We start from the raw sequence: 11,391 nt of genomic DNA, 5'->3' as shown, positions 1-11,391 counted from the left end.
CCCTGCCGCCGCCCCGGCCCTGGCCACCGCGGCGGCCGTGGTGGGCGACGGGGCAGGCTCGACCAGCGGGACCCGGGCGATCGACGGGACCGGAGTGATTGACAGGGCTGTGGCGGCCGACGGGGCCGGAGTGGTTGACGGAACCGTGGCGGGGCGCCGGGCGGAGGCCGAAGCGGAGACGGTCGTCATCTCCACCGAGACCGGCATCGAGACCGGCGTTGGCACCCGCACCCGCACCGGCACCGGCACCGGCACCGGCACCGGCAAGACAGCCAGGCCGGACGGAGCTTCCGTGACCAGCGACACCAACACCAACGCCAACAGCACCAGCACCAGCACCAGCACCAGCACCAACGAAACAGCCGACGCTGCCGAGACGGCCAAGACAGTCGAAGCCGGCAAGACCACCCCGGCAAGCACGGCTTCCGAAGCCGGCCCGGCCCGCCCCGTATCGCCTACGGGCGCGCGCGAGGTGGCCGACCCGGTGCGGCAACAGGTGGCGCTCGCACAGACCGCCCTGCTCTCTGCGTTGGTCGCCGGCACGCCGGTGCCCGAGGGGTTCGACCGGGCCCGCATCCGGGTGCAGGGGCGGGCGTTGCTCGCCAAGCGCTGCGACGTGATCGCCAGGGTGGCGCCGGAACTCCCGCAGTTGCTCGGCGCCGACTACCGGCCGGCGTTCTGGGCGTACGCCCGCAGCCGCCCGCTCAGCGCCGGCTACCGGCGGGACGCGCTCGCCTTCGTCGAACACCTGCTGGCCGTCGACGAGCACCGGGACCCGGCGCTGCGCCGCAGCCTCACCGCCTGGTGGCAGGAGCGCGCCGAGCCGGCGCCGCCCACCGGGCACCCCGCGGCGCGGCTGTGGCGCGCCGCCCGACTGCGCTGGGGGCGGGCATGATCCTCACCGGTCTCACCGTGGCGGCCTATGTGGTCGTCGCCTCGGCCGTGGCGTACCTGGTACAGGGCGTCGTACGGACCCGCCGGGCGCGGCCGACGCCGGTGGGAGCGCCGGACGCCGACGACCTGTGGGAGGCGGCGTTCCTTGCGGGCGGGCCCGGCCGGGTCGCCGACCTCGTCCTGTGCTCCATGCACACCGACAAGCGGATCAAGCTCATCGAGCCGGGTGTGGTCACCGTGAAGCGGGTGAAGCCGCGGCATCCGGTGGAGGGCGAGGTCGTCGCGGCCCATGCCCGTTCCCCGTACGGCAGCCTCGGTTGGCTGCGCGGCGAGGTGATGCGCAGCCCCACCGTCCAGCAGATCGGCGACGCGCTCGCGGCGCGCGGCCTGATGGTGCGGCCCGGGGTGGGCGACCGCTGGCACCTGCGGTGCCGGGCCGTCAAGTACGCGTGCCTGGCGCTTGCGGTGGTCGCCATGGTGTCCACCTTCGGCTCGGACTCCCCGTGGACCTTGTTGGCGGCGCTGCTGCCGCCGCTGTTGCTCGGGGCGCTGGCCGCCTTCGGCTGTCAGCGGGCGCTCGGCCGCCGGGTGACACGGGCCGGGCGCACGGCCCTGACCGCGTACGCCAGGTCGCGCGGCGTCGCCCGCAACACCTCCACGACGTCCAAGTCCCGCATCGCGGTCCGCGGCACGGCGGTGATGGAGGAGAAGGTGAGCACGCTGCTGCGGGAGGCCGCGCGCCGCAGCCTGACCGCGCAGCCCGCAGCCGGGGCAGCGGCGGCGGGCGCGGCGGCGGCCGGGGCCGCGGTGGTCGTCTGGTGCGGCACGGCGCTCGAAGAGTCGGTACGGACCTCCGCCGCCGGCAAGACCGGTGGCTGGTCCAGCAGCGGCAGTGGCGGCAACGGCACCGGCGGCTGCGCCACTCCAGGGGGCTGCGGCCTCTCCTCCTGCGGGGTCAGCTCCGGCAGCGGCGGAGGCTGCGGCGGCGGGAGTGCCTGCGGCGGCGGGGGCGGCGGAGGGGGCGGCGGTTGTGGTGGCGGAGGGGGCGGCGGTTGTGGTGGTGGCGGAGGCGGCTGTGGCGGCGGGGGTGGTGGCTGAGGCTGAGGCTGAGATAGTGCCCGGCCACACGGGGACCACACGCGGCCGGCCGGGGCCCGCGCCCCACCGGAGGAAACCGTCGGTGACCGCCCGCACACTGACCGTCCGTATCGTGAACACATCGTGGCGGAGCGGGAATTGGCCGAGTAAGAATCGGCCATGCTGTGGGTTCTGTTCCTTGTGATCGCCTGGGTCGCGGCGATCGTCACCTGCGCCAGGTTGTGTCAGGCGGCCGTCGCCGCCGCGCAGGGCGCCGACGCCCCCGCCGCCACCGACGCCGGCCGGGCACTGACGCTGTACGAGACGGCGTTCCTGTCCGGCGGCCCGTACCGGGTGAGCGAACTCGCCCTGGTCGCCATGCACCGCGAACGGCGGCTCCTGCTCGCGCACACCGGCTGGGTGACGGTGGTCGACCCGGTGGGTCGGGACGAGATGGAGCGTTCGCTGATCCGCGCGGTGGGCTCGGCCGGGCAGGCGCCCGTGTCGCCGGTGCGCTCGGCGCTCGCGGCGGCCGATGCGGTACGGGCCCTGGCCGACCGGCTGGTGGCCGCGGGGCTCGCGGTGCCGGACGCGGCCAGGAACGGCGTGGCGTCCGCCGTCTCGCTGGTGCGCGGCGCCTGTGTGCTGGTGCTGGTGGCGGCGTTCGCCGCGCTGGCGATCGTGCCGCCGACGACCGGGGCGGGGCCGGTCGCCGCCTGGTTCGCGCTGCCCCTCGTACTGACCACGGGATGTCTGGCCATCGCGCGCGTGGAGGTCCACCCGTACACGCGGTGGGCCTCGCCGGCCGGGCAGCGGCGGCTCGGCGAGATATCCGTACCGCCGCGCGAGGACCGGCGGCCCGCCCCGGGCCCCGCCCGTACCGCCCCCGCGGAACCCGCCGCGGGTGCGGGCCCGGCCGCCGCCACCGGCCGAGCCCCCGACGACGCCGAGGCCCGGATCACCAAGGCCGCGCTCACCGTGCTCGCCATCCACGGCACGGCCGGGCTCGCGGACCCCGCGCTACGGGCCGCGCTACGCGGCGGCAGGCACCGCGGCCACCACTGAAACACGCAGTCGCTGCACCGCGGCCGGTGTGCGCGGCCCGCGGCCGGCGCCGCCCGCCCGTCCGTCCGTCCGTTCCACGGTGGGCGGCACCCCGTGCCGCTGGCTGCCGGCTGCCCGTACTCACGCCGCGCAGCCGGCGACCATGGCTCAGGCCAGGCCCGCCACCAGTTCCGCGACCGGCTTGCGGCGGCCGGTGAAGAACGGGACCTCCTCGCGGACGTGCAGCCGCGCCTCGGAGGCCCGCAGGTGGCGCATCAGGTCCACGATGCGGTACAGGTCGTCCGCCTCGAAGGCGAGCAGCCACTCGTAGTCGCCGAGCGAGAACGCCGGCACCGTGTTGGCCCGTACGTCCGGGAAGCCGCGCGCCATCTTGCCGTGGTCCGCCAGCATCCGGCGCCGGTCCTCGTCGGGCAGCAGGTACCAGTCGTAGGACCGTACGAAGGGGTAGACGCTGACCCACGCGCGGGGCTCCTCGTCGGCGAGGAAGGCGGGGATGTGCGACTTGTTGAACTCGGCGGGGCGGTGCAGCGCCATGTTCGACCAGACCGGTTCGAGCGCGCGGCCCAGCCGGGTGCGGCGGAAGCGGTTGTACGCGTCCTGGAGCGCCTCCGCCGTCTCGGCGTGCCACCAGATCATCAGGTCCGCGTCGGCGCGCAGCCCCGACACGTCGTAGCTGCCGCGCACCGTGACGTCCTTGGCGGCGAGCTGCGCGAACAGCTCCTCCACCTCGTCCGCGTAGCCGCCGCGGTCATCGGGCAGCACGTCGCGCAGTTTGAACACCGACCACAGCGTGTAGCGGATGACCTCGTTGAGGTCCTTGGCCCGCTTGCCCGCGTTCGGCGTCTTGTCTGGAGCAGCAGTCATCGTTCCTCTTCTCACTCTTCACCTTGCCTCCGGCGGTCGCCCGTCCGCCGCCGGGCGCGGTGCCGGGGCGGTCGGGGTGCCGGGAGTCTTCACGACGTCAGGGGGGCCGGGGGTGCTCAGCCGGCGGGCGCCGTCGCAGTCGCTGCCCCGGGCTCGGTCACCGTCGCCGTCCCGGGCGCCGTCCCAGTCCCAGGCGCCGTCACCGTCCCCGTCGCCGTCGCGAGCAGCGCGTCCGCCGCGGCGTGCGCGCTGGCCACGCACGCCGGGATGCCCACCCCGTCGTAGACCGCGCCGCACACCGCGAGCCCCGGCACCCGGGCGACGTGCTCGCGGATGCGGGCGACCCGGGCGAGGTGGCCGACCGGGTACTGCGGCAACCCGCCGTCCCAGCGCTCGACGCGGCTGGCCACCGGGCGGGCACGCAGCCCGGCGACGGTCCCGAGGTCGGCCAGCGAGGCGGCGACCAGTTCGGCGTCGGTGCGCTCCAGGTCGGCCGCGTCGCCGTACCGGCCGACCGAGGTGCGGAGCACGAACAGCTCCGGGTCGGCGTCCCCGACCCAGCCCCACTTGTTGCTGGAGAACGTGGACGCCTTGATGGTCAGACGGTCGACCGAGGGCACCAGGAAGCCGCGGCTGGCGGGCAGTTCGCTCACCTCACTGCGCCGGAACGCCATGGTCACCAGGGCCATCGACGCGTACTCGACGGCGGAGAGCTCGGTGGCCGCGGCCGGCGCCGCGGCGGCCAGCAGCCCGGCGGCAGCGGCGGCGGGCAGCGCGAGCACGACCGCGGCGGCGGTGAGCGCGGCCCCGTCGCCGGTGACCACGCGCCAGCCGGCACCGGTCCTGGTCAGCTCGCGCACCGGGGTGTGCAGCCGCACCTGCCCGCCGGCGGCCCGCAGCGCGTCGGCCACCGCCAGCGGCAGCCGGCCGACGCCGCCGTCGATGCCCATGAAGACCGGGCCCGCCGCGGTGCCGGCGGACGCCGCCCGCCGCAACAGGGCCGCCACTCCCCCGGTGAGCGGCCCGCCGGCGCGCGCCACCTCGTACAACTGGGGCACGGCGGCACGCATCGAGATGCGGTACGCGTCGCCGGCGTAGACGCCCCCGAGGAGCGGTTCCACCAGCCGGTCGACGACCTCGCGGCCGAGCCTGGCGGCGACGTACGCGCCGATGCCGATGTCCTCGCCGACCTCCACCGGGGGCAGTTCGGCGTCCTCGCGCGCGCGGGCGACGCCGGCGTCGGTGAGCACCCCGGAGGCGGCCAGCGCGGTCAGGTCGCCGGGGACGCCCCTCACCTGGCCGGCCGGCATCGGGTGCAGGGCGCCCCGGGTGTACAGGCCGGCGGCCGCCGCGGCGGGGGGGCACAGCCGGTCCGCGAGCCCCACGGCGCGCGCCAGGTCCACCGCCTCGGGGCGGCGGGCGAGCATCGATTCGGCCCCGAGGTCCACCGGGACGCCGGCGATCTCACCCCCGTACAGCTTGCCGCCGAGCCTGCCCGTCGCCTCCAGGAGCGTGACCTGCGCGCCGCCGTGCTGGAGCCGGTGGGCGGCGGTCAGTCCGGAGATCCCGCCACCGATGACGACCACCCGGCGGGCCGGAACGTGCGATTCGCTCATACCCCCACTCTCTCACCGCGTCGGGCCCGGCCCGCCCCGCCCCCCCCCCCGGCGGCGCCCCCGGCGGCGGACGGGTGTGCGGGCCCCATTGACACTGCGTGCCATGGTGCGGAGACTCGGCGCGGGGCGCACGATGCACAGAGCCGCTCCCACCGGCCGAACGGACGATCGGTCGGCCGGCTGGCTGCTGCCCGCCGACGGGCCGGCCCGGCAACGGCGCCACCGGCTTCCGACCTGCCTCACCCCGCGTGGCACCCGGCCGCACCGCCGCCTGCCCGTTGCCGCTCCCGCCCCGCCCCGTACGTACCAGCCTTGGCACCACCGTCATCCACCGGCACACCTTCAGACGAGGGACCACCACCGCATGAATGACCGCCTTCGCGATGTGTACATCGTCGACGCAGTTCGCACGCCGATCGGCAAGTACGGCGGCGGGCTGTCCGGCGTGAGGCCGGACGACCTCGCCGCGCACGTACTCGGCTCGCTCGTGGAGCGCTCGCCGCAGCTCGATCCGGCCCGGATCGACGACGTGTACTTCGGCAACGCCAACGGTGCGGGCGAGGAGAACCGCAACGTGGCCCGGATGGCGGTGCTGCTGGCCGGGCTGCCGGTCACGGTGCCGGGCGCGACCGTCAACCGGCTGTGCGCCTCCGGGCTTGAGGCCGTCGTGCAGGCGGCGCGGGCCATCGCCGTCGGCGACGCGCAGACGGTCATCGCCGGCGGCGTCGAGTCCATGAGCCGCGCCCCGTACGTGCTGCCCAAGCCGGACCGCGCGTTCCCGCCGGGCAACCAGACGCTGCTCAACACCACGCTCGGCTGGCGGATGACCAATCCGCAGATGCCGCCGCAGTGGACGGTGTCGCTGGGCGAGGGCGCCGAACTCATCGCCGACCAGTACGAGATCAGCCGCCAGGCGCAGGACGCGTTCGCGCTGGCCAGCCACGACAAGGCGGCCCGGGCGTGGAAGGACGGCGCGTACGAGGCGGAGGTGGTGGCCTGCCCGGCCGCCGCCCTGGACCGGGACGAGACGATCCGCGAGAACACCTCGCTGGACGCGCTGGCCCGGCTGCGGCCCGCGTTCCGCCCGCAGGGGACGGTCACCGCGGGCAACTCTTCGCCGCTGAGCGACGGGGCTGCGGCGCTGCTGCTGTGCGGCGCCGAGGGGCTGGCGGCCACCGGGCGCGAACCGCTGGCCCGCATCAGGGCGACGGCGGTCACCGGCATCGAGCCGCAGCACTTCGGCCTCGGCCCGATCCAGGCGGTGCGGCAGGTCCTGGAACGCAGCGGGCACGGCTTCGGCGACCTGACCACGTTCGAGCTGAACGAGGCGTTCGCGGCCCAGGCGCTGGGCTGCCTCGCGGAGTGGCCCGAGCTCGACCCGGCGATCGTCAACCCGCGGGGCGGCGCCATCGCCATCGGCCACCCGCTCGGCTGCTCCGGCGCCCGCCTCGCCGGCTCGGTCGCCCACCAACTCGCCGCGGCGGGCTCGGGCGTGGGCCTCGCGGCGCTATGCATCGGGGTGGGGCAGGGGCAGGCGCTGGTACTGGAGCGCTGAACGGCGCCGCGCCGCGCCCGGCCCTGTCCCCCACCGCCGCGCGCGCGGCCCTGCCCCCGCCGCTGCGGCCCCGTTCTCCGCCGCCTCGCGCGTACGCGTGCGCGAGGGGCGGCGCCGGCTGGACTTCTTGCCGCGGCGCGGCGTCGCCTCGCGTGCGCGAGGAGCGGCGCCCGGGCAGGGTCGGCCCGGCGTGCGGGGCGGACACGCACCTGCGCGGGGCGGCGGGGGCTGGTCCGCCCGTAGATCTGCGGGGGCAGCGCGCGTACGCACGCGCGCGCGGCGGAGTGGAAAGGGTGCGGGCGACGACCAGCACGAACCCGCCACTGCTACTGCTACTGCGCGTACGCACGCGCGCGAGGCGGTCAGGACCGGGCGGCCCCCGCCGCGACACCGGCCGGCTCTCCCCACCCCGCTCCCGGCGCCCCGTTCAACCCGCGCTAGGGTCCGCGCGCCGGGCCGTAGGGGCCCGATCACGCTAAGGGGCGGGGCAGATGAACACAGCTTTACGGGAGCACCACCACAGACCCAACTGGGCGGCGCTGGTCGCCGTCAGTGCCGTGCTGTGCTGCACGGTGGCCGGCTGCGGCTCCTCGTCGAACGCGGCCGACGAACCCCGGCGGTCCACGCCGAGCCCGCGCGCGAGCTCGACGCCGGCCCAGCGCTCCCCGGCGGAGGCGGTGCGCACGGCCACCCGCCGACTCCAGCAGACCACCTCGATCCGCGTCACGCTCAATGTCACAGCGCCCGGCAAGGAGGAGCTGCTCACCAGCGCCGACATGGCCTTCAAGCCGTTCAGCATGCGCCGGGAGGACGTCGACGTCGCAGGCGCCGATGAGACAACGGGCGTCGCCGACTCGCGCTCCAAGCGCGTCGTCGACCGCGTGGTCTACACCCGGGTCGATGAGAACGCCCCCTGGGTCAAGCAGGGGCGTTCGGGGCCGCTGGAGGGCGGCTGGGACCAGTTGGCCGACCGGATGTTGGAGAACCCGATGGGCCCGTCGACGCCGCCCGCGAAGATCGACGGCCTGCGCAAGACGGGCACCGAGTCCCTGCGCAACACCGAGACCACCCGCTACCGGGGCACCGTGACCGTGGCCGCCCTGCGCGCCGAACTCGCCACCGTCAAGGACCGGACCCAGCGCGCTGACCGTACGCGGCGCATCGCGAAGTACGAGGCGCTGAGCATCAAGCAGTTCACGCTGGAGCTGTGGATCGACACCGACGGCCTGCTCCGCCAGTACGTCATGCGGGGCGCCTCGCCCGCCGGCACCTTCGCGATGGGGCTGGTGTACGACGGCATCGACTCGGGCTTCAGCATCGACCCGCCCGCGCCCGACCAGATCGTCGATGCGGCTGCGGACAGCGGCGGTTCGGGCGGCTGACGCCACGCCGCGGCCCGCCGTGCGCAGCGCCAGCACGCCGCCCCGGGCCGCGGCAACATCACTGACCGACCCTGCCCAACACCCCACCCCACCAGGGAACTTCACCCCACCCCCCACCCAACCGTCCGCTATCCGTGCGCTACAGTCCGCGAGCCGCACACAAAGCGCGCCATAACCCATAGGGGTGGGACAAATGACAAACGCCTTACACACGCACCAACAAAGACCCAACCACCGCCACAGACACCGAATCGGCGCCCTCCTCGGCACCCTCGTCCTCTGCGGCACAGCAGCCGGCTGCGGCTCGTCCTCGAACGCCGCCGAAGACGACCTGCGACGGGTGGGGGCGCGGCCCAGCGGGACACCGCAGGGCGCGCGGAGCGGGGAGCCGAGTGCGTCGGCAGGCGCCACGCCCGGCTCCGCACCCGCAACCGGGACGAGTTCGCCCCGGACGGATGAGATCGCAAAGCTGCGCGAGGCCATGAAGAAGAACGGGAAGAAGTACGGGTCCTTCCGCATGACGGGGACCGTGCGGCACCCCGGGGAACCGGTCACGATCAACGAGGTCGTGATGACTGACAAGCCGAAAGCCGTGGCCCGTCGGATCTACATACCGAGCCTGGGCAGCGAGCCGCAGATGGAACTTCGACTCGTCGACGGTTGGATCTACTTCAAGGGCGATGCGGAGAGCAGCGAGGGGCTGGGCGACACGCCCTGGATCAAGAGGTCCGAGCGGGCACCAGAGCTGCTGGACGGCGAGTTCGACGGGGCGGCGAAGGACTCCGCCCCCGACACATCAGCGGTAGACGGCCTCCGCAAGATCGGCAAAGAGGTCATCGAAGGCGTGCGCACCACCCACTACCGCGGCACCACGCCCGTGGACCGCATGAGCGCCGCACTCCGCGATTCGGCGAAGACCCGGGACAAACGGTTGCAGAACGCTGCCACCATGAGCGAATTCAAGAAGTGGGGCATCAAACGCTTCACGATCGACATCTGGGTCGACGACGCGCGCCTTCAGACCAAGCGGTACCGGATGCGCAGCGACACCCCCAAGGGACTGGTGGAGCGGACCCTGACGTTCCAGGCCCTCCCCAAGGGCTTCGTCCTCAAGCCGCCGCCCGCTGACCAGGTCGTGGACGAGTCCGACCTGGTCTGGGAAGACGAATAGGGCGATAGGACAGGAGTGCGGGCCACGGCCGCCGCGCAGACCCAACCACCGCGACCACTGCCGTCGGCCCGCCCCCGCCCGCCCCGTACCGTAAAGCCGCACGTACGGCGAACGAGGGAGGAGCACGCGGCATGGCAACTCGGCGGCTGGTGGTCATCGGCGGTGACGCGGCGGGGATGTCCGCCGCGTCGCAGGCGCGGCGGTTCAAGAAGCCCGACGAACTGGAGATCGTCGCCTTCGAGCGGGGGCACTTCAGCTCGTACTCGGCCTGCGGCATCCCGTACTGGGTGGGGGGCAGCGTCGCGGGGCCCGACGCGCTGATCGCGCGGACGCCGGGGGAACACCGGGAGCGCGGCATCGACCTGCGGATGCGGACCGAGGTCACCGAGATCGACCTCGACCGGCAGCGGGGGCGCACCCGCGATCTTGCGGCACCCGGTGCCACCGAGGCGTGGACGGGCTTCGACGACCTGGTCATCGCGACGGGCGCGCGGCCGGTCAGGCCGCCGTTGCCCGGCATCGACGCACCGGGCGTGTACGGGGTGCAGAACCTGGACGACGGGCAGGCGCTGCTGGACGCGCTGCGCACCGCGGAGGACGGCGAGGCGCCGCGCGCGGTGGTCGTCGGGGCCGGCTACATCGGCGTGGAGATGGCCGAGGCGCTGGTGCAGCGCGGCTACCGGGTCACCGTCGTGGACCGCCGCGAGCAGCCGATGTCCACGCTCGACCCGGACATGGGGCGGCTGGTGCACGAGGCGATGTGCGGCCTGGGCATCGAGACGGTGCGCGGCGCACAGGTCACCGAGATCCGCACGGACGCCGACGGGCGGGCCCGCGCGGTGGCCACGGAGGACGCCGAGTACCCGGCCGACGTCATCGTGCTCGGCCTCGGCGTGCGCCCCGAGACGACGCTGGCCCGGCAGGCCGGGCTGCCGCTCGGCGAGTCGGGCGGGCTGCTGACCGACCTGGCGATGCGGGTGCGCGGGCAGCAGAACGTGTGGGCCGGCGGCGACTGCGTGGAGGTGCTCGACCTGGTCTCCGGGCGTACTCGGCACATCGCGCTCGGCACCCACGCCAACAAGCACGGTCAGGTCATCGGCGCGGGCGTCGGCGGCGGCTACGCCACCTTCCCCGGCGTGGTCGGCACCGCCGTGAGCAAGGTGTGCGACCTGGAGATCGCCCGTACGGGGCTGCTGGAGCGGCAGGCGCGGGCGGTGGGACTCCAGTTCGTCACGGTCACCATCGAGTCGACCAGCCGGGCCGGCTACTACCCGGGGGCCCGGCCGATGCACGTGAAGATGCTGGCCGAGCGGCGTACGGGCCGGCTGCTCGGGGTGCAGATCGTCGGCCGTGAGGGCGCGGCCAAGCGCGTGGACATCGCGGCCGTGGCGCTGCCCGCGGGCATGACGGTGCAACAGATGACGGCCCTGGACCTCGGGTACGCCCCGCCGTTCTCGCCGGTCTGGGACCCGGTCCTGGTCGCGGCCCGCAAGGCGGCTGCCGCGGTGGCCAAGGACACGGCGACGAGCGGACGCTGAGGGGGACGGCCCGGCCACGCGGCCCGGCCGTCCGTGCGGCCCGGCTCTCGGCGGCGCTGTACGGGTACGGGCCCGGCCCCCCCCCACCCCGGGGGGCCCCCCCCGGCCCCGGCCCCCGGGGGGGGGGGCGCCCCCCCGGTGGGCGGCGGCCCCCGACGACGAGATCTTCGACTTCCTCGACGAGGAACTCTCGTGACGCCGATGCCCCCGTCCCCGGAAGTTACTGGCC

9 protein-coding genes are annotated in these 11,391 nt (G+C 74.9%); 7 read left to right on the top strand and 2 right to left on the bottom strand.

The features are described 5' to 3' along the window. The 3 genes from AAHZ94_RS18410 to AAHZ94_RS18400 form a co-directional block, all read left to right on the top strand. Positions 1 to 895, top strand: an 895-nt coding sequence (locus tag AAHZ94_RS18410) for an SCO6045 C-terminal-like domain-containing protein (protein WP_502964708.1), incomplete at its 5' end; no start/stop codon positions are given. Further along, a complete protein-coding gene (locus tag AAHZ94_RS18405) occupies positions 892 to 1,992 on the top strand; it encodes a TIGR04222 domain-containing membrane protein (RefSeq protein ID WP_349994052.1) in 1,101 nt (366 codons plus the stop codon). The genes AAHZ94_RS18410 and AAHZ94_RS18405, both read left to right, overlap by 4 nt. A 159-nt stretch (positions 1,993 to 2,151) precedes the next feature. After that, positions 2,152 to 3,036, top strand: coding sequence for a TIGR04222 domain-containing membrane protein (locus AAHZ94_RS18400; RefSeq protein ID WP_349994051.1), 885 nt, complete (start codon positions 2,152 to 2,154; stop codon positions 3,034 to 3,036). A gap of 147 nt (positions 3,037 to 3,183) precedes the next feature. Here the strand turns inward: AAHZ94_RS18400 and hemQ are convergent, their stop codons facing one another. Both hemQ and hemG read right to left on the bottom strand, forming a co-directional pair. After that, positions 3,184 to 3,900 (bottom strand): hydrogen peroxide-dependent heme synthase, encoded by a 717-nt coding sequence (gene hemQ, locus AAHZ94_RS18395; protein ID WP_349994050.1) that lies wholly within the window; start codon positions 3,898 to 3,900, stop codon positions 3,184 to 3,186. Positions 3,901 to 4,016: 116 nt separating this feature from the next. Then, positions 4,017 to 5,516, bottom strand: a complete 1,500-nt coding sequence (gene hemG, locus AAHZ94_RS18390) for a protoporphyrinogen oxidase (RefSeq protein ID WP_349994049.1) — start codon at positions 5,514 to 5,516, stop codon at positions 4,017 to 4,019. 364 nt (positions 5,517 to 5,880) lie between these two features. Between hemG and AAHZ94_RS18385 the strand changes: the two genes are divergently transcribed. From AAHZ94_RS18385 to AAHZ94_RS18370, 4 genes are all read left to right on the top strand, one after another. Then, positions 5,881 to 7,071: a thiolase family protein gene (locus tag AAHZ94_RS18385; RefSeq protein ID WP_349994048.1), complete on the top strand. Its 1,191-nt coding sequence runs from the start codon at positions 5,881 to 5,883 to the stop codon at positions 7,069 to 7,071. 491 nt (positions 7,072 to 7,562) lie between these two features. After that, positions 7,563 to 8,453, top strand: coding sequence for an SCO4651 family lipoprotein (locus tag AAHZ94_RS18380; protein ID WP_349994047.1), 891 nt, complete (start codon positions 7,563 to 7,565; stop codon positions 8,451 to 8,453). Positions 8,454 to 8,646: 193 nt separating this feature from the next. Further along, on the top strand, positions 8,647 to 9,624 hold the full coding sequence (locus tag AAHZ94_RS18375; RefSeq protein WP_502964707.1) for an SCO4651 family lipoprotein: 978 nt from the start codon (positions 8,647 to 8,649) through the stop codon (positions 9,622 to 9,624). A gap of 131 nt (positions 9,625 to 9,755) precedes the next feature. Then, a complete protein-coding gene (locus AAHZ94_RS18370; protein WP_349994045.1) occupies positions 9,756 to 11,162 on the top strand; it encodes an FAD-dependent oxidoreductase in 1,407 nt (468 codons plus the stop codon). Positions 11,163 to 11,391: the final 229 nt, after the last annotated feature.

The sequence above is a fragment of the Streptomyces sp. HSW2009 genome (assembly GCF_040240285.1).
Lineage (GTDB): Bacteria > Actinomycetota > Actinomycetes > Streptomycetales > Streptomycetaceae > Streptomyces.
The sequence above is the reverse complement of the archived record's forward strand: the minus strand, read 5'-3'. Positions and strand labels throughout refer to the sequence as shown.

Coding starts and splice junctions, on each gene's coding strand:
- AAHZ94_RS18405 (WP_349994052.1), top strand. CDS start 892: ATGATCCTCACCGGTCTCACCGTGGCGGCCTATGTGGTCGTCGCCTCG.
- AAHZ94_RS18400 (WP_349994051.1), top strand. CDS start 2,152: ATGCTGTGGGTTCTGTTCCTTGTGATCGCCTGGGTCGCGGCGATCGTC.
- hemQ (WP_349994050.1), bottom strand. CDS start 3,900: ATGACTGCTGCTCCAGACAAGACGCCGAACGCGGGCAAGCGGGCCAAG.
- hemG (WP_349994049.1), bottom strand. CDS start 5,516: ATGAGCGAATCGCACGTTCCGGCCCGCCGGGTGGTCGTCATCGGTGGC.
- AAHZ94_RS18385 (WP_349994048.1), top strand. CDS start 5,881: ATGAATGACCGCCTTCGCGATGTGTACATCGTCGACGCAGTTCGCACG.
- AAHZ94_RS18380 (WP_349994047.1), top strand. CDS start 7,563: ATGAACACAGCTTTACGGGAGCACCACCACAGACCCAACTGGGCGGCG.
- AAHZ94_RS18375 (WP_502964707.1), top strand. CDS start 8,647: ATGACAAACGCCTTACACACGCACCAACAAAGACCCAACCACCGCCAC.
- AAHZ94_RS18370 (WP_349994045.1), top strand. CDS start 9,756: ATGGCAACTCGGCGGCTGGTGGTCATCGGCGGTGACGCGGCGGGGATG.